Raw genomic sequence first — 25,901 nt, 5'->3', positions numbered from 1 at the left:
GTGGTCATACCGAGTCCACGAGTGAGGGACGGGCGGACTCGGGCGAACCGGCCTCGGATGTCGGCGGCTTCCGCAGGAAGGTGAGCCAGACCGCGGCGAACATGCATGCGACAGCGGCGAGCGAACCAACAGTGTAGGCGAGGCAGACCCGGGTCGCGATCGGCCCCGGTACCAGAGTGGTCACGATCAGCGCAACAACACCCGACGCCCAGCCGAGCAGTTGGAGACGGTGACGGTGCAGCACCAGCAGCGCCTGGCCGAGCACCATCGCGAGCATGTAGCAGAGCGTACCGGCCGACATGAAGAGGAAGTCGAGCGAGCCGAGCACGTCGTCGGCCTTGAAGAGCACCTGGATCAGCCACGGGCCGAGGACGGTGGCGGGGATGCCGCCGGCCACGCCGAGCACCGTGACGACCGCGCAGGTGCGCACCAGCAGCTTGGAGAACCCGGCCCGGTCGCCGGCCGCCGCGGTGCTCGACAGGCCGGCCAGCAGCGAGGCCTGGAGCGAACCGAAGACGAACAGCGGGACCCGGGCCAGCACCACGGCGTTCAGCAGGCCGGCCACCAGGGCGGCGTCGTCCGGGGCGAGCAGCTGGGTGGAGACCACCGCGGCGTTGACCACCACCTGCGAGAGCAGGGTGGAGGCGACCAGCGGGGCCAGACCGGAAGTGAGGCTCCCCCAGCCGGCCGCCGGCCCGCCCTGCACGCCGGAGAGCAGCGGCCGGGCCGTCGCCACCACGCCCACCAGCGGGGCGACGGTGAGGATCAGCGCGAACGCCAGCGGCGAGCGGACGCCGGCCAGCGCGCAGCCGCCCGCCAGCACGATCCGCAGCGCGCCGTCCACCGCCAGCTGGGCGCCGTACGCGCCGAACCGGTTGAGGCCGGCCAGCACGCCGCGGCTGACGTTGCTGGCAGCCATCGCGGCGAAGGAGACGCCCAGCGCCATCACCATGTCGGTGCGGCCGTCGAAGAAGGTGCGGGCCAGCGGGCGCGCCGCGACCGCCATGCCGACCGCCATCACGGCCAGCATCCCGAGGGTGATCAGCAGGATCCGGCGCACCACCGGCGCCGCGCCCTGGCCGCCGACCGCCCGGGCGGCGACGATCCGGGTCAGCTCCTGCTCGACCGGGAAGAAGAGCCCCAGGCCGACCGACATGAGGATCGTCCAGAGCAGCGAGACCGAGGCCATCTCCGGCTTGCCGAGGCTGTAGCCGGCCGCCATCAGGTGGACGTAGGAGGCGGCACCGAGCAGCACCGTCCCCCCGATCACCAGCTGGGTGCCCGGGGGGAGAGCGCTGACGACCTTGGCCAGCGGGGAACGGCGCGCGGGCGCCGGGCTGCCCTCGTGGTTCACGACTGCTGCGCGGCCCTCACCTTGAGCGGCTCCCACCAGGCGCGGTTCTCGCGGTACCAGGCGATGGTCGAGGCGAGGCCCTCCTCGAAGGTGACCTGCGGCTCGTAGCCGAGCTCCTCGCGGATCTTGCTGATGTCCAGCGAGTAGCGCAGGTCGTGGCCCTTGCGGTCCTCGACGCGGTCGACCATGTCCCAGCCCTGGCCGGCGGCCTCCAGCAGCAGGCCGGTGAGCTCCTTGTTGGTGAGCTCGACGCCGCCGCCGATGTTGTAGACCTGGCCGGCCCGGCCCTTGCGCAGCGCGAGGTCGATGCCGCGGCAGTGGTCCGAGACGTGCAGCCAGTCGCGGATGTTGCCGCCGTCGCCGTACAGCGGGACGCGCTTGCCATCGATCAGGTTGGTGGTGAAGAGCGGGATGACCTTCTCGGGGAACTGGTACGGCCCGTAGTTGTTGGAGCAGCGGGTGACCACCACGTCCATGCCGTGGGTGCGGTGGTAGGCCAGGGCGAGGAGGTCCGAGCCGGCCTTCGAGGAGGAGTACGGGGAGTTCGGCGCGAGCGGCCACTCCTCGGTCCAGGAGCCCTCGGTGATGGAGCCGTAGACCTCGTCGGTGGAGACGTGCACGAAGCGGCCGACGCCGTGCTTGCGGGCCGCGTCCAGGAGCACCTGGGTGCCGACGACGTTGGTCATGACGAACGGGCCGGCGCCCGCGATGGAGCGGTCGACATGCGACTCGGCCGCGAAGTGCACGACGGCGTCGTGGCCCGGCATCGCCTGGTCGACGGCGTCGATGTCGCAGATGTCACCGCGGACGAAGGTGTAGCCCGGGTGGTCCGCGACCGGCGCGAGGTTCTCCTCCACGCCCGAGTAGGTCAGCTTGTCGAAGACGGTGACGCGGGCCGCGGGATCCGCCGACAGCAGCGCGCGGACGAACTGGGACCCGATGAATCCGGCGCCGCCGGTGACGAGGATACGCATAGTGCGGCTGAGTATAGTGCGCGCGCGGGGACGCTCCGTCCCGGGTCCGGGCGATGCTGCGTGGGCGTCCGAAGGCTGGTTGCCGCGCGGTCGGGCAGGCCACGTAAGGTGTCCGCCATGCGCGGCATTCTTCTTGCGGGCGGCACCGGTTCCCGCCTCTGGCCCCTCACGCGGGCAGTCTCGAAGCAGCTCCTCCCGGTCTTCGACAAGCCGATGATCTACTACCCGCTCTCCACGCTGATCATGGCGGGGATCCGCGAAATCCTGATCATCACCACGCCCCAGGACAAGGAGCAGTTCGAGCGGCTGCTCGGCGACGGCTCGCAGTTCGGCCTGGAGCTCCAGTACGCCGTCCAGGAGCGCCCGGAGGGCATCGCCCAGGCGTTCGTGCTGGGCGCGGACTTCATCGGCGACGAGCCGGTCGCGCTGATCCTCGGCGACAACATCTTCCACGGCAGCGGCCTCGGCACCCGGCTCGCCCAGCGCACCGACCCCAAGGGCGGCATGGTCTTCGCCTACCCGGTCGCCGACCCGACCGCCTACGGCGTGGTCGAGTTCGACGAGTCCGGCCAGGTCATCTCGATCGAGGAGAAGCCGGAGCGGCCGAAGTCCCGCTACGCGGTGCCCGGCCTGTACTTCTACGACAACCGCGTGGTGGAGATCGCCCGCACGATCACCCCGAGCGCCCGCGGCGAGCTGGAGATCACCGCCGTCAACGACTCCTACCTCCAGCGCGGCGAGCTCCAGGTCACCGTCCTGGACCGCGGCACCGCCTGGCTGGACACCGGCACCTTCGTCTCGATGGTGCAGGCCTCGGAGTTCGTCCGGGTCATCGAGGAGCGCCAGGGCTTCAAGATCGGCTGCGTCGAGGAGGCGGCCTGGCGGGCCGGCTTCCTGACCTCCGACCGGCTGCGCGAGCTGGCGCAGCCGCTGCTGAAGAGCGGCTACGGCCAGTACCTGGTGAACCTGCTGGACGAGGAGGACGCCCGATGAAGTTCCGCGAGCTGTCGATCGAGGGCGCCTGGGAGATCACCCCGCAGCAGCACGGCGACCCGCGCGGCCTGTTCATGGAGTGGTACCGCTTCGACCGGCTGTCCGAGGTGGTCGGCCACCCGCTGCGGATGGCCCAGGGCAACCTCTCGGTCTCCTCGAAGGACGTCGTCCGCGGCATCCACTTCGCCGATGTCGCGCCCGGCCAGGCCAAGTACGTCAGCTGCGTGCGCGGCGCCGTGCTGGACGTGATCGTCGACCTGCGGGTCGGCTCGCCGACCTTCGGCCGCTGGGAGTTCGTCCGCCTCGACGACGTGGACCGCCGCTCGGTCTACATCTCCGAGGGCCTGGGCCACGGCTTCTGCGCGCTGAGCGACGACGCGACGCTCTCCTACGTCTGCTCGGAGACCTACAACCCGACCGGCGAGCACGCGGTGCACCCGCTCGACGCCGACCTGGGCATCGAGTGGCCGGCCGAGGTCCCGCAGCTGTCCGCCCGGGACGCCGCCGCCCCGACGCTGGCCGAGGCCATCGAGACCGGCCTGCTGCCGGACTACGAGGAGTGCCTGCGCTACCGGCGCTCGCTCAGCGGCCAGTAGCCTTCTCGCCGTCCCCTCCTACCCGGAAAACACCTGGTGCGCCGCTCATGACAACTCTTGACATCATGCTGCCCTACTACGGCAACGTCGCCCTGATGCAGGCGGCCGTCCGCAGCGTCCTGGCCCAGAGCGACCCGGACTGGCGCCTCACCGTGGTGGACGACGGCAAGGAGCCGGACGTCCCGGGCTGGTTCGCCGAACTCGGCGACGAGCGGGTCTCGTACCAGCGCAACGAGCAGAACCTCGGCGTCACCGGCAACTACCGCAAGTGCCTGGGCCTGGTGCGCGAGCAGCACTTCGTCATGATGGGCACCGACGACATCATGCTGCCCAACTACGTCGAGACCGCCCGGGCCATCCTCAAGGACAACCCGGACATCGGCATGGTCCAGCCGGGCGTCCAGGTGATCGACGGCGAGGGCACGCCCACCGAGGGGCTGGTGGACCAGGCGAAGAAGCGCATCTACGCGCCCAAGGTCCAGGGCCGCAAGCTGATGAGCGGGGAGGAGCTGGCCATCAGCCTGCTCCGCGGCAACTGGCTGTTCTTCCCCTCCATCTGCTGGCGCACCGAGGCCGTGAAGGCGGTCGGCTTCCGGGACAACCTGGAGGTGACCCAGGACCTGGCGCTGGTCATCGACCTGCTGCAGACCGGCGAGCAGATGATGATCACCGACCGGGTCACCTTCCAGTACCGCCGGCACGCCGTCAGCATCTCCTCCGCGCAGGCCTTCACCGGCGTCCGCTTCGAGGAGGCCAACCGCTTCTTCCGGGACGTCGCCGACCGCCTGGACGCGCACGGCTGGTCCCGCGCCGCCAAGGCCTCCCGCCTGCACCTCTCCTCCCGGATCCACGCGCTCACCATGGTCCCGGGCGCGGTCAAGAACCGGCACGGCGACGGCGCCAAGACCCTGCTGCGGCACGTCGCCGGCACCGACCGCTACTGAGCACGCGCACCGCCCCACCCCGTAACCGACCTACCGGAACCAGAGGCCATGGCCGCTAGCAGCACCGCTCTCCCCCGGGTCGCCGTCCTCGGCGGCACCGGCTTCATCGGGCGCACCATCCTCGCCACCCTCGCGGAGCGGGGCCACCACCTGCTCACCATCGCCCGCAAGGAGCCGGCCGACGCCCTGCCCGGCGACTTCGCCCGGCTGGACCTCACCGAGGACCCGCCGGCCTCGCTGGCCGATCTGCTGGCCGAGCACCGGATCGACGTGGTGGTCAACGCGGCCGGCGGCATGTGGGGCCTGACCGACGAGCAGATGGTCGGCGCCAACGTCGGCATGGTCACCCGGCTGCTGGAGGCCCTGCGGTCGATGGCCGCTCCCCCGCGCCTGGTCCACCTCGGCACCGTGCACGAGTACGGCCTCTGCCCGATCGGCGTCAGCCTCGCCGAGGACTCCGAGCCCCACCCGTCGATGGTCTACGGGCAGCTCAAGCTGCGGGCCACCGAGCTGATCGCGGACGCCGTGCGCCAGGACGGGCTGGACGCCGTCGTCCTGCGGCTCGGCAACGTCGTCGGCGCGGGCCAGCCCTCGCACAGCCTGCTCGGCGTGATGGCCGGCAAGCTGGCCGAGGCCCGGGCCGCCGGGACCGAGGCCGAGCTGGCCCTGCAGCCGCTCACCGCCCAGCGGGACTTCGTGGACCTCCAGGACACCGTCGACGCCATCGTCGCCGCCCTGCCGACCGACCCGAAGGCCCCGGCCGTCCTCAACGTCGGCCTCGGCCGGGCCAGTTCGGCCCGCGAGCTGGTCGAGCTGCTGATCGAGGTCAGCGGGGTGCCGACCAGGATCACCGAGGTGCCGGCGCCGGACGGCAGCGGCCCGGAGACCGAGTGGCAGCAGCTGGACGTCACCGCCATCGAGCGGGCCTTCGGCTGGACGCCGCGCCGCAGCCTGCGCGAGGCCGTCCGCACCCTCTGGGAGCACGCGGCCAAGGACGGTTCGTCCCCGGACACCGGCCGCTAACGATTCGACCGGCGCGGTGAAGGCCTCCGGCCGGCTCGATAGGATCCCCCGGGGGTTCGATCGGACCCCTCCGCCGGAGGCCTCCTCCGCGTCTCCACTTCCGGAAAGCATGAACCGCTCTCATGTCTCCTAGGCTCTCTCTGCCTGGCCGTCGCGGAACCCTGGCCGAGCTGTACTCCTCCCGGGCCAACAGCTTCGGTGTGCTCCGGCTTGCACTCGCCTGCGCCGTCGTCGTCTCCCACCTCTACCCGATCGCCTGGGGACGCCTCGACCCGCTGTGGCTCCGCAGCGGCCAGCAGACGGATATCGGCAAGATGTCGGTCATCGGCTTCTTCGTCCTGTCCGGCTTCATGATCAGCGGAAGTGGCGCGCGCAGCACCGTCGGCCGCTACGCCTGGCACCGCGCCCTGCGCATCCTGCCCGGGCTCTGGGGGTCGCTGCTGGTCTCCTCCCTGGTGATCGTCCCGCTGCTGTACCACTGGCAGCACGGCACCTTCGACGGCTACTGGGACCACCCGCAGGGTCCGGTGAACTACCTCAAGGGCACCTGGAACACCGCGATCAGCACCGGCTGGGACATCTCCGGCGTGATGGCGGAGGGCCGGGCCACGGGCACCAACTACGACCCCGGCGTCAACGGCGCCCTCTGGTCGCTGAAGTACGAGATCCTCTGCTACGTCCTGATCGGGCTGCTCGCCGCCGGCGGCGTGCTCCGCAAGGCCCGGCGGTTCATACCGCTGCTGACCCTGGCGCTCGGCGGGCTCATCCTGCGCGACTGGGCGAACGCGCCCACCCTGCGCGGCATCCCCGGTGACCAGCAGTCCTTCGTCATGGTGCCGTTCCTGGACGCCATGTCGGTGCACATGCTGATCCACCTGGTCTTCGTCTTCATGATCGGCGCGACCTTCCAGCTGTACCGGGAGAAGCTGGTCATCCACGACGGCCTGGCGGTGCTCTGCGCCGTCGTCCTCGGCCTCACCCTCTGGGGCGGCGGCCTGTTCGTCTTCGGCTACCCGGCCTTCGCCTACCTGCTGCTCTGGCTGGCCATCCGGCTGCCCCGGCCGTTCCACAAGATCGGCCGCAAGCGCGACTACTCGTACGGCATCTACATCTACGGCTTCACCGTCGAGCAGGCGCTGGCGGTGCTCGGCTACGCCAAGTACGGCAAGCCGGTCTACCTGGCGCTGGCCATGGCGGGCACGGTCGTCCTGGCCGCGCTCTCCTGGCACCTGCTGGAGTCCCCGGTGATGAAGGCGAAGAACTGGACCCCGTGGCCGGTGCGCCGGCTCAAGGAGCGCGCGGCCGTCCGGGCCGCCCGGCGGGGCGGCACCGACGGGTCCGACGGGTCCGACGTCGCCGCCCACCCGCAGTCGCCCGCCGAGTCCGCCCCGCCGAGGGTCTCGGCCTGACCCCCGCCGGCGCCGGCCCCCGGCGCCGGCCCGGTCGCTGCCGGCCCTGTCGGCACCGGAACGCGAGAGTGCCTGGTCCGCCGCCCCTTCCGGGGCCGGCGGGCCAGGCACTCGGTCGTTGTGGCCCCCGCGGGAGGCCGCCGCTCAGCGGGTCCGGAAGACCCAGACCTTCATCAGCAGGAAGCGCACCACCGTGGCGAGGCCGTTCGCGACGACCAGGCCGCCCACCTCGACCACCCGGGAGGCGTCCGGCGCGGCGAGGTCGAGCAGGGCCAGCACGCCCGCGCTCAGCCCCAGGCCGATGAGGAAGGCCACCGCACCCTGGAGCTGGTGCCGCAGCGCGCCCTCCGAGCCGGTGATGCCGAAGGTGAAGCGGCGGTTGGCGGCGGTGTTGGCCACCGCGCTGATCGCCAGCGCGATCAGATTCGCCACCTGCGGATCGGTGAAGGCCCGGGCGGCGACGAAGAGCCCCAGGTAGAAGAGGGTGCTCAGGACACCGATCACCAGGAAGGACGGCAGCTGCCGTTTGGCCGGCGGCGCCGTCTGCGGGGCCACACCGTGATCGTCCGTGGAAAGCATGCGGAATTACCCGTTCATCCGGTCAGGCCAGCTCGTACACGACGGTCCGGCCGTTGTCGAAGACCTTGCTGGTGAGAGTGCCGAGCAGCGGTGACTCGGCGCCTGCCTTGCGGTCCACCACCAGGAACCGCACCCGGTGCTCCCGGCGGAGACCGTCGAGCAACTCCTCGGTGGGCTGGTAGACCGCGTTCTCGTTGCGCTGGAACAGCTCCTCGTCCCAGAACGGACCGCCGTAGGCGACCCCGCCGCCGCTCTTCGCGATCATGCGCGGCGCGTAGGCCCACCCCTCGACCAGGACCGAGCGCTCGGAGTAGGCGCTGAGCCACTGGGAGCGGCGGTTGATGGTGCAGTGGTCGGTGGTGGTGTAGTTCTCCGGCTCCCAGCAGTGGCTGTTGGTCGCGAGGACGTCCTGCGGGTCACTGTGGTCGCGGACCCAGCGGGCCGCCTCGACCTGGCTCTTCGGCAGGATCCAGGTGCCGTCCCACGCGTACTCCCGGGACTGCAGGAGGTCCAGCGCCGTCCCCGGCACGCCGACCGCGAGCGTCGCCGTCAGCAGGACGATCCCGCCCCGGCCCCGCAGCCGCGGCCAGATCCGGCTCGCCCCCCACCAGAGCAGCGCGCCGACGGCCGCCAGCGCGGCCAGCGCGACGGCGCCGCCGAGCACCGGCAGCAGCGGGGCGTACGACCGCCACACGTTGTAGATGCCGGCCGCCTTGGACACCACCGTCATCCAGTCCACGGTGTGGTGGTACATGCCCCAGCTGAGCCCGGCCACCAGGACCAGCACGCCGGCGGACAGCAGGACCTTGGCCCGGACGGACAGGGCCGCCCGTTCCGCGGCCTCGCAGTAGCCCCAGCCGGCGAGCAGCGCGCCGAACGGCGCCGCGGCGATGGTGAAGTAGCTGGAGTTGAAACCGTTGACCACCAGGTAGGCGGCCGGGCCGGCCACCGCGCCGCCCAGCAGGAACCACTGCGCCGGCTCCAGGTTCAGCCGCCGGTGGCGGAACAGCGGGAGCGCACCGGCCAGCCGCACCTGATGGGTGATCACGAACGCGGCCAGGGTGCCGCCGACGACGAGCAGCTGGGACGCGGTGCCGCGCAGCTCCGGGGTGTTGTACCAGTACTGCTGGACGTTCCCGAAGGGCACGATCTCCAGGCCGTAGCTCTCGAAGTCGAAGATCACGGCGGTGGCGAAGAGCTGGGCTCCGGCGATGATCGCCCCGAGCCCGACCACCGTCCAGGGGATCCGGCGGCTGGTGATCAGCATCGCCAGTCCGGCCACCGCGAGCCCGGCCAGGGTGACCGGGAGCGTACTGGCCTTGGCCGCGCTGGAGGCCAGCGCGAACCCCGCCGCCAGGACGAAGGCGCCGCGCCCGAAGGCCGGCACCCCGCTCCCGCCGTCCGGCTCCTCCCCCGCCGGGTCCCGGGACGCCTTGCGGCCGATCAGCGCCCCGACCACACCGACCAGGGCCACCAGCAGCGGCTGGCTGTAGGTGAGCGAGAGGCTTCCCCAGGACATCAGCCGGATCGGCGGGAAGCCGAAGGTCCAGGAGCTGACGTTGTTCGGGTAGATGGCGGTGAACTCGCCCACGGCGAAGAACAGCAGCGCCGCGGCCGGGCCGGCCCACGCCCTGCCGCTCAGCCGCTGCGCCACCACCGCGATGATCAGGACGGTCAGCGCGCTGAGCGCCGGGACCATCAGCCGCATCGCCACCGACACCAGGTCGACGTGGCCGACGAGGTCGGTCATCGCCATGTGCGCGAAGGTGAACCAGTGGTAGTGCAGGGGCTCGCCCGCCGCCTGCGGGAACGTCGGCGGCATGTTCTGCTTGGCGTTCCCGGCGAGCGAGAGCATGTACGGCAGGTCGCCGAAGATCCTCGTCGACTCGTCGTCCGGCAGCACGGGGAACCGCGAGAGGGTCGCCGCGTAGTAGTAGACGACGGTCAGCGAGACCGTGCCGGCCAGGGCCCAGGACCGCCCGGGCGAAGAGGCCCGGTAGCCCCGCGGCCGCCAGTGCCGCCGCAGCCGGGGCACCAGCGCGAACGGGAGCACCACGGCCAGCGGCCAGAACGTCGCCACCGACTGGAGGCCCAGGCCGACCAGCACCACCCAGGCCGCCAGCTCCAGCACGAGGCCGGTGACGGCGCCGAACGCCAGGTCCTCCAGCAGTGTGTAGGGGCGGCGGCGCAGGCTGCGGAAGACCAGCGTGCCGGGCAGCAGCACGCCCCAGAGCACGTAGAAGGTGTAGCGGGCGATGTCCGTCGCCGGTGTGTCGGAGGCGAGCAGCGCCGCCACCAGCACCAGGTAGGCCGCGAGGGCCGGGAGGAAGCGCACCGCCGTTCGGCCGGGGGTGGCCGGTGCCGGTTCGCCGGGCGACCCGCCCGCCCCCCGGGCGGGGCGGGACGCGGCCACGGTCGTGTCGGTGCTTTCCAAGGTTCCCGTCTCTCTGCCGGCCCGCCTCGCGGTGCCTGGGTCGTGTACGCGCTAGCGGGCGGAAGCGGCCGGCTCGCGCCGGGCCGCCCGCACCTCCTCCTCGGCCGAGTCGTAGCCCACGAAGTAGGCCGGACGGGCCTGCGCGGCGGAGTAGATCCGCCCGACGTACTCACCCAGCAGACCGATGCAGACGAGTTGGACCGCACCGAGGAACAGCATGCCGATGAAGAGCGAGGACCAGCCGGGGACGGTCTCCCCCAGGGCGTACTCGACCGTGGTGTAGACGCCCAGGGCGAAGCAGAGCACCAGGCTCAGCAGACCGAGCCAGGTGGCGAGCCGCAGCGGCGCCGCCGAGAAGTTGGTGATGCTGTCGATGGCCAGCCGGAGCATCTTGGAGAGCGGGTAGTGCGTCGCGCCGGCGACCCGCTCCTCGCGCACGTAGACGACCTCGCCGCTGGGGAAGCCCAGCCACGGGACCAGCAGCCGGTAGACCGGCTGGTGCTCGGGCATCGCCTTGAGCGCGTCGACCGCGGCCCGGCTCAGCAGCCGGAAGTCACCGGCCTGGTTCGGCATCTTCTTGCCGACCAGACGGCGCATCAGCCAGTAGTAGGCGCCGGCCGTGCGGCGCTTGAAGACGGTGTCGGTGCCGCGGTCGCCGCGCACGCCGTAGACGATGTCGAGGCCCTGCTCCCGGGCGAGCGAAAGCATTTCCGGAATCTTCTCCGGCGGGTCTTGCAGGTCGGCGTCGATGGAGACGACGTAGTCTCCGTACGCACGGTGGATTCCGGCCGTGAGCGCCGCCTGGTGCCCGGAGTTGCGCGCGAACCGCACGATCCGGAACTCCGGCCAGTCCTGGTGGACCTTCTGCATGATCGCCGGAGTGGCGTCCGTGCTGCCGTCGTCGATCCCGACGACCTCGTAGTCGATCCCCAGTTCGTCCAGAATCGGCCGCAGGCGCTCAACGGTCAGGGGCAGCGCCTCCTGCTCGTTGTAGATCGGCATGACGACCGACAGAAGCGGCGCCGGCCTTCCGGCCGCCGGCGCCTGGTCGTGCCCTGCTGCGTTGAACATCGTTTCTCGCCTGTCCCCATGTGTCCACGAACGGTCTGGCGGCACGGACCGACCGGGACGCCCCCACCAGTCGGCACCCTTCACCCATCGTGCCCGAAGTGATCGCGGACAGCGACGGGGAGAGCCCCAATGAGCGGTCAGAATAGCAGGCGGTGATGAAGCCCAAGGACGGCCGCCGCCCCGCTCGTCACGCCGACACGCCGAAGGGCCCCGCACATCTTTTCGGATGCGCGGGGCCCTTCGGCTCGCCTGGGTCGACAGGCAGGTCAGAACGTCAATTACTTGATGATCTTGGTGACCTGGCCGGCGCCGACGGTGCGGCCACCCTCACGGATGGCGAACTTCAGGCCCTCCTCCATGGCGATCGGCTGGATCAGCGCGACCGTCATGGCGGTGTTGTCGCCCGGCATGACCATCTCGGTGCCCTCGGGGAGGGTCACGACGCCGGTCACGTCCGTGGTACGGAAGTAGAACTGCGGGCGGTAGTTGTTGAAGAACGGGGTGTGACGGCCACCCTCGTCCTTCGACAGGATGTAGGACTGGGCCTCGAAGTCGGTGTGCGGCGTGACCGAACCCGGCTTGATGATGACCTGGCCGCGCTCGACGTCCTCGCGCTTGATGCCACGGAGCAGCAGACCGACGTTCTCACCGGCCTGGCCCTCGTCGAGCAGCTTGCGGAACATCTCGATGCCGGTGACCGTGGTGGTGGTCTTCTCGGTCTTGATGCCGATGATGTCGACGGTCTCGTTGACCTTGAGGATGCCACGCTCGATACGACCGGTGACGACGGTGCCACGACCGGTGATCGTGAAGACGTCCTCGATCGGCATCAGGAACGGCTGGTCCACGGCGCGGGCCGGGGTCGGGATGTTCTCGTCGACCGCGTGCATCAGGCTGAGGAGCTTCTCGCCCCACTCCTTGTCGCCCTCCAGCGCCTTCAGCGCGGAGACGCGGACGACCGGCAGGTCGTCGCCCGGGAACTCGTACTCGGAGAGCAGCTCGCGGACCTCGAGCTCGACGAGCTCCAGGATCTCCTCGTCGTCCACCATGTCGGCCTTGTTCAGGGCGACGACGATGTACGGAACGCCGACCTGGCGGGCCAGGAGGACGTGCTCCTTGGTCTGCGGCATCGGGCCGTCGGTGGCGGCGACCACCAGGATGGCGCCGTCCATCTGGGCGGCACCGGTGATCATGTTCTTGATGTAGTCCGCGTGACCCGGGCAGTCGACGTGGGCGTAGTGGCGCGCCTCGGTCTGGTACTCGACGTGCGCGATGGAGATGGTGATACCGCGCTGCCGCTCCTCCGGCGCCTTGTCGATCTGGTCGAACGGCGTGAAGGGGTTGATCTCCGGGTACGCGTCGTGCAGCACCTTGGTGATGGCCGCGGTCAGCGTGGTCTTACCGTGGTCGATGTGACCGATGGTGCCGATGTTGACGTGGGGCTTCGTCCGCTCGAACTTCGCCTTCGCCACTGAGTCCTCCTGAGGACAGTTCCTGTACGCCGTGCTGACGCCAGTTGGTCTTTGATCGGTTTTGGTGCGGGTTGTCCGGAGGACACCCCGTGCCGTCCCGCTGGTGGGGGGCCGGAGGCCCCGGGAGGATCCGACCGGATCCTCCCGGGTTGCCTCCTAATAGCCTAAGGGTTGGTTATCGTCCCGAAAGTCGGGACGTCACTCGCCCTTGGCCTTCGCGATGATGTCGTCCGCGACGTTCCTCGGAACCTCGGCGTACGAGTCGAACTGCATCGAGTAGCTCGCGCGACCGGAGGTCTTGCTGCGCAGGTCACCGACGTAGCCGAACATCTCGGAGAGGGGCACCAGCGCCGTGACGACGCGGGCACCGTGACGCTCGTCCATGGACCGGATCTGGCCACGGCGAGAGTTGATGTCGCCGATCACGTCGCCCATGTAGTCCTCGGGCGTGGTGACCTCGACGGCCATCATCGGCTCGAGGAGGACCGGCTTGGCCTTCCGCGCGCCTTCCTTGAACGCCATCGAGCCGGCGATCTTGAACGCGAGCTCGGACGAGTCGACGTCGTGCGCCGCACCGTCGAGCAGCTTCACGCGGACACCCTGGAGCGGGTAGCCGGCGAGGATGCCGAACTCCATGGCCTCCTGGCAGCCGGCGTCGACCGACGGGATGTACTCGCGCGGCACGCGGCCACCGGTGACCAGGTTGACGAACTCGTAGCCCTCGGCCTGCTCGAGCGGCTCGATCGCGATCTGCACCTTGGCGAACTGACCGGAACCACCGGTCTGCTTCTTGTGGGTGTAGTCGATGCGCTCGACCGCCTGGCGGATGGTCTCGCGGTACGCGACCTGCGGCTTGCCGACGTTGGCCTCGACCTTGAACTCACGGCGCATACGGTCGACCAGCACCTCGAGGTGCAGCTCGCCCATACCCGCGATGATGGTCTGGCCGGTCTCCTCGTCCGTGTTGACCTGGAAGGACGGGTCCTCCTCGGCGAGACGCTGGATGGCGACACCCAGCTTCTCCTGGTCACCCTTGGACTTGGGCTCGATCGCGACGCGGATGACCGGGGCCGGGAAGTCCATGGACTCCAGGATGACCGGGTTCTTCTCGTCGGACAGCGTCTCACCGGTGGTGGTCTGCTTCAGGCCCATGACGGCGATGATGTCGCCGGCGCCCACCGACTCGATCTCCTCACGCTTGTTCGCGTGCATGCGGTAGATCTTGCCGATGCGCTCCTTCTTGCCCTTGACGGCGTTCAGCACCGAGGTGCCGGACTCCAGGCGGCCCGAGTAGACCCGGACGAAGGTGAGCTTGCCGAGGTGCGGGTCCGACATGATCTTGAACGCGAGCGCGGCGAGCGGCTCGTCGTCCGAGGCCTTGCGGGAGATCTTGACGGTGTCGTCGCCCGGCTTGGTGCCCTCGATGGACTCGATGTCCAGCGGGGACGGCAGGTACTTGACGACGGCGTCGAGCAGGGGCTGGACGCCCTTGTTCTTGAACGCGGTGCCGCAGAAGATCGGGGTGAACTCCGAGTTCAGCGTGCCCTTGCGGATCGCCGCCTGCAGCAGCTCGACCGGGATGTCCTCGCCCTCGAGGGCGAGCTCCATGATCTCGTCGCTGACGTTCGACACGGTGTCGATCAGGGCCTCGCGGTACTCGTCCGCCTGCTCCTGCAGCTCGGCCGGGATGTCGACGATGTCGTACATCTCGCCCTTGGCGGCCTCGGCCGACCAGACCAGCGCCTTCATGCGGACCAGGTCGACAACGCCCTGGAAGTCCGACTCGGCACCGATCGGCAGCTGCATGACCAGCGGGGTCGCGCCGAGGCGGTCCACGATGGTCTGGACGCAGAAGAAGAAGTTGGCGCCCGTGCGGTCCAGCTTGTTGATGAAGCAGATGCGCGGGACGCCGTAGCGGTCAGCCTGCCGCCACACGGTCTCGGACTGGGGCTCGACACCGGCGACACCGTCGAACACGGTCACGGCACCGTCGAGGACGCGCAGCGAACGCTCCACCTCGACGGTGAAGTCGACGTGACCCGGGGTGTCGATGATGTTGATGGTGTGGTCGGCATCGTCGACGGTCCAGTGACAGGTCGTCGCGGCCGACGTGATCGTGATGCCGCGCTCCTGCTCCTGCTCCATCCAGTCCATGGTGGCAGCGCCATCGTGGACCTCACCGATCTTGTACGACACGCCGGTGTAGAACAGGATCCGCTCGGTGGTGGTGGTCTTGCCCGCGTCGATGTGCGCCATGATCCCGATGTTGCGGACCTTGGCGAGGTCAAGGGAGGTTGCAGCCATGGTGGCTCGTTCTCTCTCTGTCTAGTGACGGGGTACGGACTACCAGCGGTAGTGCGCGAAGGCCTTGTTGGACTCGGCCATCTTGTGGGTGTCCTCGCGACGCTTCACGGAAGCGCCCAGGCCGTTGCTGGCGTCGAGGATCTCGTTCATCAGGCGCTCGGTCATGGTCTTCTCGCGACGGGCGCGCGAGTAACCGACCATCCAGCGCAGCGCCAGGGTGCTGGCGCGGCCCGGACGGACCTCGACCGGAACCTGGTAGGTCGCGCCACCGACACGGCGGGACTTGACCTCGAGGGCCGGCTTGACGTTCTCCAGCGCGCGCTTCAGCGCGACGACCGGGTCCGAGCCGGTCTTCTCACGGACGCCCTCAAGGGCGCCGTAGACGATCCGCTCGGCGGTGGAGCGCTTGCCGTGCAGCAGGATCTTGTTGACCAGCTGGGTGACGACCGGGGAGCCGTAGACCGGGTCGATGATGACCGGGCGCTTCGGGGCGGGGCCCTTACGAGGCATTCTTACTTCTCCTTCTTGGCGCCGTAGCGGCTGCGGGCCTGCTTGCGGTTCTTGACACCCTGGGTGTCAAGCGAACCGCGGATGATCTTGTAGCGGACACCAGGAAGGTCCTTCACACGACCACCGCGAACCAGCACGATGGAGTGCTCCTGCAGATTGTGGCCCTCGCCCGGGATGTAAGCGGTGACCTCGATCCCGCTGGTGAGGCGCACACGGGCGACCTTACGAAGCGCCGAGTTCGGCTTCTTCGGGGTGGTCGTGTACACACGCGTGCAAACCCCACGGCGCTGCGGGGAGCCCTTCAGCGCGGGAGTCTTGTTCTTCTCGACCTTGTCCTGCCGGCCCTTTCGGACCAGCTGCTGGATCGTAGGCACCGTTTCTCCGTTTTCTGTGTGCCAAGGCTTGGTGGAACTAACCTGCGGTGATTCCCTCGCACACGGCCCCGTGGTCGACCCACGCGGTCGGGTGTGTTGGGCTTTTTCCGGCACGGAATCCCGTGAGCTGATGTACAGCGACGGCGCTCTACGCGCGGCGCGCTGGGAGGCGCTCCGGCTCGGCGCGGCGACCGGTGTGCATGCACGCACAAGGACCCGGGGACACCCCAGGCACAAGGTCAGAGCGTACCTAGCGCATCGGGCGCGGTCAAAACAAATGCAACGCCGCAGGTGGCGGCCGTCGGCCGGGTGTCGCGCGGGTGTCCCGCGCGCGGCCGCCCGGTGTCGGACCGCCCTCCTACCGCCCTACCACACCGGGCAGGCCGTCGCCACCCGAACGGGGCCGGACCGGAGCGGGCCCCGGCCCGGGACGCTCAGCCGCCGCTGGTGCCGGCCACCAGCACGAGCAGCATGAACAGGGTCCAGGCCACGGACTCCACGTACCCGAGGACCAGGCCGACGGTGGCCATCGCGTCGCCCTCCTCGTTGCGCCGGCGGATCTGCTTCTTGGCGACGTGGCCGGCGATCACCGCCGGCAGGCCCATGCCCAGCAGGCTGAGCACCAGGGAGGCCACGGCCGCGCCGTTGGTCGGCCGCGGCGGCGGCACCAGGACCGGCGGCGGCAGGAAGGTCTGCGGCACCGCCATCTGCGGGGTCACCATCTGGGGCGCCACCATCGGGCCGGCCGGCAGGTCCGCGACCAGCCGGGCCAGCTGGCCGTAGGTCTGCGCCCCGCTCGCCGCCTCGAACCGCTCGCCGTACTCGGTGGCGCTCAGCCGGCCCTCGGCGAAGGCGGCCTTCAGCACGTCGACCGTGCGCTCGCGGTCCGCGGTCGCCGCGCGCATCGCGGACTGGGGCACCGCCGCCTGGGGCGCCGCGCCGTACGCCACCGCGCCGTGCGGGGGCATCGCCGGCACGGGCGGGGTGGACGCGGGCGGCTTCGCCGTCCCGTAGCCCTGCTCGCCCCACGGCTGAACGGCCATCCGCCACCTCCCGGTACCCCCGCGCGAACACGGTCGTCGCCCGTCCATCTGGACTCTCATAGTGCAGGACGAACGGGAGTCCTGAGTAGTTGCCGATTCCGCCGATCCGGCGGCATTCCGGCCCCCTACGGGCCACCACCGCCGCGGCCGTCACCCGTTTGGCCCGGACACTCCCGGGGCATCGGGCCTGCAAGACAGGCCGAGCCGGGCGGTGGCAGGCTGTCGTTCAAGCCGTTTGGATCATGGAACGATCATCGGCCCGACCGGTCCGACTCCCAGTGGAAAGAGCCGCCATCATGCAGGCGTCAGCGCCGTCGCCGTTCCCCGAGCCCGCCGCCCCCGTGCCCTCCGCCGTGTCCATCCAGGGCCTGTGGAAGCACTTCGGCACCCAGGCCGCCGTCGCCGGGCTCAGCCTGGAGCTACCGGCCGGGGCGTTCGTCGGGCTGGTCGGCCCCAACGGCGCCGGCAAGACGACGACGCTGTCGATGGTCACCGGCCTGCTCCGGCCCGACCAGGGCACCGTGCTGATCCACGGCGCCGACGTCTGGGCCGACCCGGTCGCCGCCAAGGCCCGGATCGGCATCCTCCCCGAGGGCCTGCGCATGTTCGAACGGCTCAGCGGCCGCGAACTGCTCCAGTACAACGGCCGACTGCGCGGCCTGCCCGGCGCCGAGGTCGACCGCCGCGCCGAGGAACTGCTCGCCGTCCTCGACCTCGCCGGCCACGCCGACAAGCTGGTCGCCGACTACTCCACCGGCATGCGCAAGAAGATCGGCCTCGCCGCCGCCCTGCTGCACAACCCGGACGTGCTGTTCCTCGACGAGCCCTTCGAGGGCGTCGACCCGGTCTCCGCCCAGACCATCCGCGGCGTGCTCAAGCGCTACGCGGCGGCCGGCTCCACCGTCGTCTTCTCCAGCCACGTCATGGAACTCGTCGAGCAACTCTGCGACTGGGTCGCCGTCATCAGCACCGGCCGGGTCATCGCCCAGGGCCCGCTCGGCACCGTCAGCGGCGGGCGCAGCCTGCACGAGGCGTTCCTGGAGCTGATCGGCGTCCGCGAGGACGACGGCCAGGCGCTCGGCTGGCTCGGCGGGGGCGACCGATGAGCGCCGCCACGGCGCGGGGCGGAGGCGTCCCCGGCCCCGGCCCCGCCCCCGGCCCCGGAATGCCCGACGACCGCACGGTCGTGCGCACCCTCGTCTCGCTCAAGATCCGGCTGCTGCGCAACGGCCTGCGGCGCAGCCGCGGCCGCGCCGCCCTCTACGTGCTCGGCGCCGTCGTCGGCGTGCTGTTCGCCGCCGGGATCGCGCTCGCGATGGCGCTGCTGGAGCACGCCGTCGACACCGGGTCCGCCGCCGACGCGGGCGTCGTCCTCACCGGCGCGCTCACCCTCGGCTGGGCCGCGATACCGCTCTTCCTGTTCTCCAGCGACGAGAGCGCCGACCCGACCCGGCTCACCATGCTGCCGCTGCGGCCCGCGCCGCTGCTGCGCGGCTCGGTGCTCGCCGCGCTGATCGGGCCCGGGCCGCTGATCAGCCTGGTGCTGTTCACCGGCGCCGCGCTCTCCGGCGCCCTCGGCGGCGCCTCGGCGGCAGCCGGGGTGGTCGGTGTGCCGCTCGCCGTACTGACAGTCGTCGTGCTCTCCCGCGCGGTCGCCGCCGGCAACGCCCGGCTGCTCTCCAGCCGGCGCGGCAAGGACTTCGCCATCTTCGGCGGCCTGCTGTTCGCGCTGCTGGTGCAGATCGCCAACGTCGGCTCGCAGAGCGTCTTCGGCAAGCCCGGCACCGACGGCCTCGACCTCGAACCGCTCGCCCCGATCGCCTCCGTGCTGCGCTGGGTCCCGCCGGTCTCCGCCGTCGACGCCGTCCGCACCGCCGGCGAGGGACAGTACCCGCTCGCACTGCTCCAGCTCGCCGCGACCGGCGCGCTGCTCGTCCTGCTGCTGCGCTGGTGGCGGGCCAGCCTCCAGCAGCTGATGGTCACCGCCGACGCCTCGACGGTGGAGGTGGTGCGCGGCGTCCAGGAGTCCGGGCGCGGCTGGCGCTTCCTGCCGGACGGCCGGGTCGGCGCCGTGATGCAGCGTCACCTGCGGTACGCCTGGCGCGAGCCGCGGGCCAAGGCCGCCGTCTTCACCAGCATCGGCATGACGCTGGTGGTCTGCGTGCTGTCGATCGTCCAGGGCTGGTCCACGGTCTACCTGGTGGCGATGACCGGGATGTTCCTCGGTCTGCAGATGCTCAACCTGTTCGGCATGGACGGCTCCGCGTTCTGGATGGTCGCCGCCACCCTGCTCACCCCCGCCGACGCCCGCGACGAACTGCGCGGCCGCGCGTTCGCCGTGCTCTCCTACGCCGTCCCGGTCACCCTGGTGCTCGCCGTCGTCCTTGCCGCCGCCACCGGCGAGTGGTCCGGCCTGCCCTCGGCCGTCGGCGTCGCCTTCGCCCTGCTCGGCAGCGGCATCGCCATCGGCGCCGTGCTCAGCGTGCTCGCGCCGTACACCATGCCGGCCGACAACAACCCGATGCGCAACGCCGCCCCCGGCCAGGGCGGCCTGGTGATGCTCAACAGCTTCGGCTCGATGTTCGGCAGCGTCGTCGTCGCCTCCCCCGCCATCGCCTACCTCGCCTGGGCCCTCGCCACCGACTCCCCCACCTGGCCCCTCCTCCTCGCCGGCCCCCTCTACGGCACCCTCATCGCCACCCTCGGCCTCCGCCTCGCCGCCGGCCGCCTCCTGGAACGCCTCCCGGAGATCCTCACCAAGGCCGTCGAACGCTGACCAGGTGGGGCGGGTGCTGGCAGCCTCGGCACCCGCCCCATCTGGAACCACCGCTACTCGTCCTCGTCGCCCCCTGGCTCCTCGCCCACGAACACGTCGGTACCGGGCAGAGTGATCCCGCCGCTGTAGATCGCGTTCTGGATCTTCAGGGAAAGCTTGTAGAGCGGGTCCCATTCGGCCGCGGACCCGAATGCCTCCAGTGTGGTGCCCTGGGTGAGCGCGAGCAGATTGTCCAGCCGATCGTTGGCCCTCTGCAACGCCTGCAGCAGGCCTGCCCGCTCAGCCGCCGCCCGTTCGCCGGGCGACAGCTCCGTCCCCGCACCTTCCGTTTCCTGCCGGTCCTGCTCGGCCTTCACGGCCCTGTCCACGTCGGACATCGCCACGACGTGGTACTGGTCGAGCGCGATCTCGGCCCCGCTCGCGTCCCGTGCCACCCCGTCGGGTGCCGACACATCGACCGCGACATGCGTGTAGTACGGCGTCAGATCGGTGACCCGGCCCAGCTGCGCGTCGGTGAGCGAGTTCTTCGCCTGGCGGCCGGCCTCGAACCGGTCGGCCGCGTGTGCCAGCAGCCAGAGCCCCGCCTCGTTCCCTGGCCGGGACAGGTCCGCGATCACGGTGTGGACGTCGGCCCGGAACGGCACGGTTCGGCCGACGGCCGAACCGACGTTGCGAGTCAGCAGCTTGTCCGTGATCAGCGCGGTTCCTCCGCCGACCGCTATCGTCATCCGGGCGTCGAGGTCGCCCGCCAGGGCGGCCGGAACCAGGTCGACGAAGTGCTGCGCCGGCACGGGGTCCCACGGGCCACGCACCTCCGGAGTCAGCACCCCGCCGTTGGCCCAGGCGTTGCGGGCCTGCTGGAGAACAGCTTTCTTCGCCCCCCGCCATGGCAGGTCGACTATGGGCCCCAACAGTTCGGCATACCCCAGGAACTTCATCGCCCGGGTGCCCTTGATGTCCATGGCGTGCCTCTTGACCTCGCGGTACAGCGCCTGCCTGGTCAGCGCATGGACCAGGTAGACCGCCCGCCACAGCGGCGTCGGCGGGATCGCTCGGTCCTCGAACACCTCCGGAAGAGCGTCGGGGGCGGTGCGCCCCACCGCGAGATCCACGATGTCCGCGAGGTTCACGGTTCCCATCTCGCTCTGGACCGAGCGGGCGAGGACCACCCGGCGCAGCGCACGGGAGCCCACCTCGACGTTCTGTGCGGCGGCGTCCCACCCCTTGAACTCCACGTGCACCGAGGCGAGGATGCTGCGCATCGCGTCGTCGAAGAGTTCGTCCGTTGGAAGCGCACCACCTGGGTAGGCCTGGAGGCCGACCGCGATCTGCGCCGGCACGACCAGGGTCTGCCCAATCCGGACCGCCCGGTCCGATGGCGGCTCGCCGAGACCGCGCAGGAAGTCCGACCTCAGCTGGTCGAGCTCCTCTTGGCGCCCCAGCGACCGGCGCTGGCTCAGGCTGCGCTCCGCAGCACCTCGCCTAGTGGGTTTCTCGGCGAGGAGGGAGTCGGCGGCGACCCGCGCGATCTCATCCGGAGTCGCGTCGTCACCCGCGAGCAGCGCCCAGGCACTGGTGATTCGAGTGATGCCGTCACGGACGACCAGAACGTGGATCGGCTCGGTGCCGTCCGCGAACTCCAGTCGGCACGGGTGGGCAATCACCGCTCGAGTGATCCGCCGGGCCAGGATGGACTGGTCGTAGGGGTTCGGATTGGCGCGCCGGGTGAAGGCGATGGTCTGCTGCAGGTGGGCCCGCAGATGCTGCAGATCCCGGTAGACATACGACACGGTGGCGAGCGGACCACCGTCGGCGCTCTGGGCCCCTCGGACGACCGGGTCGGCCACGGGCAGAGCCTCCTGGCCCGTCCTCGGCTGGAGACCAGGGAAGAGTTCGGTAAGCCAGGCCCGGGCATGGATAGAGCGCAGCGTCGCCCCCTCGACGTGCTCCTCGATCAGGGCGGAGGCGAGACCGGTCTGTGTCCGCAACTGTGCGGCGACGCCCTCGGGATGGACGACCGCACGAGCGACCGCGTGCCATCCGTCCTCGTCCAGGGCCGTCCCCGGGTCGGAGAGACCGGCCCGGACCAGCTTCCCCCGGTCGCCCGCGGAGGAGAACTCCGGAAGCTGGCGTTCAAAGCCGCTGATGGTGAGTTCCTCACCCCGGAGGATGAACTGCAGGCTCTCCGGGCCTCGCTGCCCTGGCAGCGAGGCCCGAGCAACCTGCCCCTGACCCTCGCCCGGCTCCTTGAATTCGATGGGGACGGTCACAGTTTTCCCTTCATTATTGGGACTGATGAGCTTGATTCCTGAGGTCTATGGCATGGCCTTTCCCGCTCAGCGGCGGTAGAGTGGCAATGCGGTCCTGGCGACTTCGTAGGTTGTGGTCAGGTCTGCTCTTACGAACCCCGGCCCCGCGCCGGGGTTTCGTCGTTCCGGGTGAACGCTCAGACCCGCTCGGGGCCGTGCGCCTTGGGCAGGTGGGTCGGATACCAGTAGTGCATGAAGGTGCGCTTCGGGGCCCGCATGACCCACTGGAACGCGGCGTATGCCACCAGGTCGACGAACTGGAGAAACTGGCTCTCGTGTGCCGGGGCGAACCCGAGCCCGACGATGCGCGCCGGCCTGACGTCGGCGAGTACCGCTTCGTACATCGGGTCGGTCCCGTCGCCGTCGATCACCAGTCGGCCGTACTCGCCGACCGCCGAGAGCTGAGCGTCGATTCGCCGCAGCGTACCGGCGAAGGTGTCGGCGCGAAGCTGGCTGGACCTGATCGACTGCTGACTGTAGACGGCACCGACGGTGAGGTCGGGCCACTCCCCGAGGAAGTCGAGCATCCGCTGAGCGGTGTGCTTGCGGTCAAGCGGCGGGAGGTCTCGGCCGCCGGGACGCCCGCGGCCCACGACAAACTTGTGCGCGTGCAGCTCATAGTCGACCGGGATGCCGAAGTCCACCAGCAGTCCCACCCGGAACGCCTCGATGCCACAGCGCACCCCCGGTTCCGCCTCGACCGCCACCCCGAGGTAGCCGTAGAGCCAGACCCCTTGGTTGAGGTCGCCCGAGTCGTCGATGAAGAAAAGCCGGTCCACCGGCTGCGAGTACATGGCTGGAAGCCCCCACCATGAGCCTGTTGGTCCTCGATCGACAACGACTTGCTGTCGGACCCTCCCCCGCCAGAAGACACCTCAGGGGACACGTCGGCTCGTCGACGCGCTGCATCACCCCGGCGGCGACGCGATCGGACCCGCTCTCGATCGAACGAAGGCGTATGGACGCCGTTCACAGGATCAGCGCGGGGCCTGTGGACAGGGGGCGCCCGGGACGGTTCCCAGGCTCCGACCGTGCACAACTACCGGAGGGCTCGTACTACCGCTGATAGTAGCGATCAAGTACCGACCCCGTCCACCGCTCTATCCCCGGCTAAACCTCTACCCGGCAAAATGTCTGACGCCGAGTCACGACGATCCGTTTCCGCTCCATCGGGGTTCGGACATCCGCTCCGGCATCATGGGTGGGAGGTATGGGATCCCCGGAGGTAGGCGGCGTGGGTAGGCGGAAGCAGCAGGGCGGTGGTGGTGGCGGCGGGGAGGCCGGGGCGCTGCTGGAGATGGCGGTGCGGGAGGTCGTGACGGCTCCGGATGAGCGGCTGGACCTCGCGCTGGACACCGGGGCCTCCCTGCTGGCGGCCTCCGCCGGGCAGTGGCCGGCGGTGAGCCGGGCGGTGCTGGGGTACGCGGACACGGCGGTCGGGCGGTGCTGGTCGGCCGGGTGGCGGCCGGCGGACCTGGCGCGGGTGGTGCGCCGCGAGCTGAAGCCCGTGCACCTCGCGCTCGCCGTGGACCTGATCGCCGCCGAGGGCCGCCGCTACCCCGCGGCCGCGACGGACCGGCGCTGGCAGGAGCAGCTGCGCGAGCTGGAGGCCGAGACCTGGTGGCCGTCCGACGAGGGCTACCTGCCCGCGTTCGCGCAACGCCACCGCCTGGACCGCTTCGCGCTGGCCACCGCGCTGCTGGAGCTGCTGCGCAGCTGGGGCCGGCTGCCGCCGATCGCCCCGGTGGGGCCCGCCCCCGGGCACACGGCGCGCAGCGCGCCCGGCCCGCGCGGTCCGGCCGTCGGCGAGCCGCGGATGCTGTCGCGGATCCGCGCGCTGCTGGCGAAGGCGGAGTCCACCGGCTTCCCCGAGGAGGCCGAGGCGCTGACCGCCAAGGCCCAGCAGCTCATGGCCCAGCACAGCATCGACGAGGCCCTGCTCGCCGTCGACGGCGCCGACCCGCACGCGCCGGGCGCGCTGCGGATCGGCGTGGACAACCCGTACGAGGGCCCGAAGACGATGCTGCTGGACGCGGTCTCCGCCGCCAACCGCTGCCGTGTCGTGTGGGCGAAGGAGTTCGGCTTCTGCACCGTGATCGGCTTCGACGCGGACCTGGACGGCGTCGAGCTGCTCTACACCTCGCTCCTGGTCCAGGCGACGCACGCGATGCAGCAGGCCGGCGCCCGCCAGCACCTGGACGGCGCCTCCCGCACCAAGGCGTTCCGGCAGTCCTTCCTGGTGGCGTACGCCGCCCGGATCCGCGAGCGGCTGGCCGAGGCGACCGAGCGGACGACCAGCGACGCCGCGGCCGGCCGGCACCTGCGCGAGGACGGCACGGCGGAGCAGCTGGTGCCGGACGAGCGGCTGCTGCCGGCCCTGAAGGCGCGCACCGAGGCGGTGGACCAGGAGGTGGACCGGATGTTCCCCAAGCTGGTGTCGCAGCGCGTGCGGGTGAGCGACGGCGAGGGCTGGGCGGCGGGCCGCGCCGCGGCGGACCGGGCGTCCCTGCGCGGACGCTCCGGGGAGATCCGCCGCTGAGTTCCGGAGCCCCGGTCGGGCGGCCTGGTAGAACAGGTCGCGGGTCACGACGAGGGGCGGGCAGGCGATGACAAGGACGACGGGTACGGAGACGGGCTACCGGGACCGGGTGCGCGGGGCGCTGCTGGGCGGCGCGATCGGCGACGCTCTGGGCTGGCCGGTGGAGTTCCTGCAGCTGCACCAGATCCGCGAACGCTTCGGCCCGGACGGCGTGACGGGCCTGCCGGGCGGCGGCCTGGTCGCCGAGGTCACCGACGACACCCAGATGACGTTGTTCACCGCCGAGGGCCTGATCCGCGGCTTCGTCCGCGGCTGGTCGGGCGGCGGCGGTTCGGTGCCGGAGGCGGTGCACGGCGCGTACCGGCGGTGGCTGCTCACCCAGCAGCAGGGCGCGCCGGACCGCGAGCCGCTCCCCCGCCCGTACGACGGCTGGCTGCTGCGCGAGCCGTTCCTGTACGCGCGGCGGGCGCCGGGCAACGCGTGCCTGACCGGGGTGCAGTACCACCCGGCGTTCGAGCCGCCGGTGGCGCTGGGGCAGCCGGGGCCGATCAACGCGCACTCCAAGGGCTGCGGCACGGTGATGCGCTCGGCGCCGTTCGGGCTGGGGCGGCTGGGTGTGGAGCAGTCCTTCGGGCTGGCCGCGCAGTGCGCGCAGCTGACCCACGGGCATCCGACCGGCTACCTGGCGGCGGGCGCGTTCGCGGCGCTGGTGGAGCGGCTGGCGGCCGGGACGGAGCCCTGGGCGGCGGTCGGCGAGACGGTGGAGCAGACCCGGGAGTGGCCGGCTTCGCGGGAGACGGTGCAGGCGCTGGCCCGGGCGGTGCGGGTGGCCCAGGAGTCGGAGCCGTCGGCGGAGGCGGTGGAGCGGGTGGGGCTGGGCTGGATCGCCGAGGAGTGCCTGGCGATCGCGGTGTACTGCCTGCTCGCGGCGGCCGGCGGACCGCAGCCGGCCCGTACGGCGCTGCTGCTGTCGGTGAACCACTCCGGGGACAGCGACTCGACCGGCGCGGTCTGCGGCAACCTGGTCGGCGCGGCGTACGGCGCGAGCGCGCTGCCGGCCGACTGGGCGGAGGCCGTGGAGGGCCGGGAGGCGCTGCTGCGGACGGCGGACGATCTGCTGGTGCTGTTCGGCAGCCGCGAGCCGGGCCACCCGGCGCTCGGGGACCGCTACCCGGCCGGGTAGCGGCGCCTCCCCCG

Annotated in this window: 21 protein-coding genes; 9 read left to right on the top strand and 12 right to left on the bottom strand. The window is 71.0% G+C overall.

The window, feature by feature from the left end:
• Nucleotides 1-4: 4 nt before the first annotated feature.
• Together ACFZBX_RS11605 and rfbB are read right to left on the bottom strand one after the other, a co-directional pair.
• A complete protein-coding gene (locus ACFZBX_RS11605; protein WP_391533205.1) occupies nt 5-1,354 on the bottom strand; it encodes a lipopolysaccharide biosynthesis protein in 1,350 nt (449 codons plus the stop codon).
• Complete coding sequence (gene rfbB / locus ACFZBX_RS11600; protein WP_380292229.1) at nt 1,351-2,328, bottom strand: dTDP-glucose 4,6-dehydratase; 978 nt, start codon at nt 2,326-2,328, stop codon at nt 1,351-1,353. The genes ACFZBX_RS11605 and rfbB overlap by 4 nt, the downstream gene beginning before the upstream one ends.
• A 117-nt stretch (nt 2,329-2,445) precedes the next feature.
• On the opposite strand from rfbB, the gene rfbA reads away from it, so the two are divergent.
• The 5 genes from rfbA (at nt 2,446) to ACFZBX_RS11575 (ending at nt 7,293) form a co-directional block, all read left to right on the top strand.
• Entirely contained in the window at nt 2,446-3,321 is an 876-nt protein-coding gene (gene rfbA, locus ACFZBX_RS11595) for a glucose-1-phosphate thymidylyltransferase RfbA (RefSeq protein ID WP_391533204.1), read from the top strand.
• Entirely contained in the window at nt 3,318-3,917 is a 600-nt protein-coding gene (locus ACFZBX_RS11590; protein WP_391533202.1) for a dTDP-4-dehydrorhamnose 3,5-epimerase family protein, read from the top strand. Before rfbA ends, ACFZBX_RS11590 begins: the two co-directional genes overlap by 4 nt.
• A gap of 47 nt (nt 3,918-3,964) precedes the next feature.
• Nucleotides 3,965-4,861, top strand: a complete 897-nt coding sequence (locus ACFZBX_RS11585; RefSeq protein WP_391533201.1) for a glycosyltransferase family 2 protein — start codon at nt 3,965-3,967, stop codon at nt 4,859-4,861.
• Between the two features lie 48 nt (nt 4,862-4,909).
• Nucleotides 4,910-5,884 (top strand): NAD-dependent epimerase/dehydratase family protein, encoded by a 975-nt coding sequence (locus tag ACFZBX_RS11580; protein WP_391533199.1) that lies wholly within the window; start codon nt 4,910-4,912, stop codon nt 5,882-5,884.
• Nucleotides 5,885-6,084: 200 nt separating this feature from the next.
• Nucleotides 6,085-7,293 (top strand): acyltransferase family protein, encoded by a 1,209-nt coding sequence (locus tag ACFZBX_RS11575; protein WP_391533198.1) that lies wholly within the window; start codon nt 6,085-6,087, stop codon nt 7,291-7,293.
• Between the two features lie 144 nt (nt 7,294-7,437).
• Here the strand turns inward: ACFZBX_RS11575 and ACFZBX_RS11570 are convergent, their stop codons facing one another.
• From ACFZBX_RS11570 to ACFZBX_RS11535, 8 genes are all read right to left on the bottom strand, one after another.
• Nucleotides 7,438-7,848, bottom strand: coding sequence for a GtrA family protein (locus tag ACFZBX_RS11570; RefSeq protein WP_391533197.1), 411 nt, complete (start codon nt 7,846-7,848; stop codon nt 7,438-7,440).
• Nucleotides 7,849-7,894: 46 nt separating this feature from the next.
• Entirely contained in the window at nt 7,895-10,306 is a 2,412-nt protein-coding gene (locus ACFZBX_RS11565) for a hypothetical protein (protein ID WP_391533195.1), read from the bottom strand.
• Between the two features lie 51 nt (nt 10,307-10,357).
• Nucleotides 10,358-11,308, bottom strand: coding sequence for a glycosyltransferase family 2 protein (locus ACFZBX_RS11560; RefSeq protein WP_391533194.1), 951 nt, complete (start codon nt 11,306-11,308; stop codon nt 10,358-10,360).
• A gap of 347 nt (nt 11,309-11,655) precedes the next feature.
• Nucleotides 11,656-12,849, bottom strand: a complete 1,194-nt coding sequence (gene tuf / locus ACFZBX_RS11555; protein WP_391533193.1) for an elongation factor Tu — start codon at nt 12,847-12,849, stop codon at nt 11,656-11,658.
• A 198-nt stretch (nt 12,850-13,047) separates the two neighbouring features.
• Entirely contained in the window at nt 13,048-15,153 is a 2,106-nt protein-coding gene (gene fusA, locus ACFZBX_RS11550) for an elongation factor G (RefSeq protein WP_391533191.1), read from the bottom strand.
• A gap of 39 nt (nt 15,154-15,192) precedes the next feature.
• Complete coding sequence (gene rpsG / locus ACFZBX_RS11545) at nt 15,193-15,663, bottom strand: 30S ribosomal protein S7 (protein ID WP_148644378.1); 471 nt, start codon at nt 15,661-15,663, stop codon at nt 15,193-15,195.
• Between the two features lie 2 nt (nt 15,664-15,665).
• Nucleotides 15,666-16,037 carry a 30S ribosomal protein S12 gene (rpsL, locus tag ACFZBX_RS11540; RefSeq protein WP_014144289.1) on the bottom strand — a complete coding sequence of 124 codons (372 nt, stop codon included), beginning with the start codon at nt 16,035-16,037 and terminating at the stop codon, nt 15,666-15,668.
• Nucleotides 16,038-16,471: 434 nt separating this feature from the next.
• A complete protein-coding gene (locus ACFZBX_RS11535; RefSeq protein WP_391533189.1) occupies nt 16,472-17,080 on the bottom strand; it encodes a DUF1707 and DUF4190 domain-containing protein in 609 nt (202 codons plus the stop codon).
• Between the two features lie 296 nt (nt 17,081-17,376).
• On the opposite strand from ACFZBX_RS11535, the gene ACFZBX_RS11530 reads away from it, so the two are divergent.
• Entirely contained in the window at nt 17,377-18,186 is an 810-nt protein-coding gene (locus ACFZBX_RS11530) for an ABC transporter ATP-binding protein (RefSeq protein ID WP_391533188.1), read from the top strand.
• The gene (locus tag ACFZBX_RS11525; RefSeq protein WP_391533186.1) at nt 18,183-19,856 is read left to right on the top strand and encodes a transporter; all 1,674 of its coding nucleotides are present in this window, start codon (nt 18,183-18,185) and stop codon (nt 19,854-19,856) included. The genes ACFZBX_RS11530 and ACFZBX_RS11525 overlap by 4 nt, the downstream gene beginning before the upstream one ends.
• A gap of 53 nt (nt 19,857-19,909) precedes the next feature.
• On the opposite strand, the gene ACFZBX_RS11520 is transcribed toward ACFZBX_RS11525, so the two are convergent.
• Nucleotides 19,910-22,126, bottom strand: a complete 2,217-nt coding sequence (locus ACFZBX_RS11520; protein WP_391533185.1) for a hypothetical protein — start codon at nt 22,124-22,126, stop codon at nt 19,910-19,912.
• 176 nt (nt 22,127-22,302) lie between these two features.
• Nucleotides 22,303-22,959 carry a hypothetical protein gene (locus ACFZBX_RS11515; RefSeq protein ID WP_391533183.1) on the bottom strand — a complete coding sequence of 219 codons (657 nt, stop codon included), beginning with the start codon at nt 22,957-22,959 and terminating at the stop codon, nt 22,303-22,305.
• Nucleotides 22,960-23,462: 503 nt separating this feature from the next.
• On the opposite strand from ACFZBX_RS11515, the gene ACFZBX_RS11510 reads away from it, so the two are divergent.
• Both ACFZBX_RS11510 and ACFZBX_RS11505 read left to right on the top strand, forming a co-directional pair.
• Complete coding sequence (locus tag ACFZBX_RS11510) at nt 23,463-24,704, top strand: DUF2786 domain-containing protein (RefSeq protein WP_391533388.1); 1,242 nt, start codon at nt 23,463-23,465, stop codon at nt 24,702-24,704.
• Between the two features lie 67 nt (nt 24,705-24,771).
• Complete coding sequence (locus tag ACFZBX_RS11505) at nt 24,772-25,887, top strand: ADP-ribosylglycohydrolase family protein (protein WP_391533181.1); 1,116 nt, start codon at nt 24,772-24,774, stop codon at nt 25,885-25,887.
• Nucleotides 25,888-25,901 lie beyond the last annotated feature (14 nt).

It is taken from the genome of Kitasatospora sp. NPDC008115 (assembly GCF_042957205.1).
Lineage (GTDB): Bacteria > Actinomycetota > Actinomycetes > Streptomycetales > Streptomycetaceae > Kitasatospora.
Note: the sequence above shows the minus strand (reverse complement) of the source record. Positions and strands in the feature narration are given on the sequence as shown.

Excerpts from the sequence above, each read along its gene's own strand:
- rfbB (WP_380292229.1), bottom strand. The coding sequence starts at position 2,328 with ATGCGTATCCTCGTCACCGGCGGCGCCGGATTCATCGGGTCCCAGTTC.
- rfbA (WP_391533204.1), top strand. The coding sequence starts at position 2,446 with ATGCGCGGCATTCTTCTTGCGGGCGGCACCGGTTCCCGCCTCTGGCCC.
- ACFZBX_RS11590 (WP_391533202.1), top strand. The coding sequence starts at position 3,318 with ATGAAGTTCCGCGAGCTGTCGATCGAGGGCGCCTGGGAGATCACCCCG.
- ACFZBX_RS11585 (WP_391533201.1), top strand. The coding sequence starts at position 3,965 with ATGACAACTCTTGACATCATGCTGCCCTACTACGGCAACGTCGCCCTG.
- ACFZBX_RS11580 (WP_391533199.1), top strand. The coding sequence starts at position 4,910 with ATGGCCGCTAGCAGCACCGCTCTCCCCCGGGTCGCCGTCCTCGGCGGC.
- ACFZBX_RS11560 (WP_391533194.1), bottom strand. The coding sequence starts at position 11,308 with ATGCCGATCTACAACGAGCAGGAGGCGCTGCCCCTGACCGTTGAGCGC.
- fusA (WP_391533191.1), bottom strand. The coding sequence starts at position 15,153 with ATGGCTGCAACCTCCCTTGACCTCGCCAAGGTCCGCAACATCGGGATC.
- rpsG (WP_148644378.1), bottom strand. The coding sequence starts at position 15,663 with ATGCCTCGTAAGGGCCCCGCCCCGAAGCGCCCGGTCATCATCGACCCG.
- ACFZBX_RS11535 (WP_391533189.1), bottom strand. The coding sequence starts at position 17,080 with ATGGCCGTTCAGCCGTGGGGCGAGCAGGGCTACGGGACGGCGAAGCCG.
- ACFZBX_RS11530 (WP_391533188.1), top strand. The coding sequence starts at position 17,377 with ATGCAGGCGTCAGCGCCGTCGCCGTTCCCCGAGCCCGCCGCCCCCGTG.
- ACFZBX_RS11525 (WP_391533186.1), top strand. The coding sequence starts at position 18,183 with ATGAGCGCCGCCACGGCGCGGGGCGGAGGCGTCCCCGGCCCCGGCCCC.
- ACFZBX_RS11515 (WP_391533183.1), bottom strand. The coding sequence starts at position 22,959 with ATGTACTCGCAGCCGGTGGACCGGCTTTTCTTCATCGACGACTCGGGC.
- ACFZBX_RS11510 (WP_391533388.1), top strand. The coding sequence starts at position 23,463 with ATGGCGGTGCGGGAGGTCGTGACGGCTCCGGATGAGCGGCTGGACCTC.
- ACFZBX_RS11505 (WP_391533181.1), top strand. The coding sequence starts at position 24,772 with ATGACAAGGACGACGGGTACGGAGACGGGCTACCGGGACCGGGTGCGC.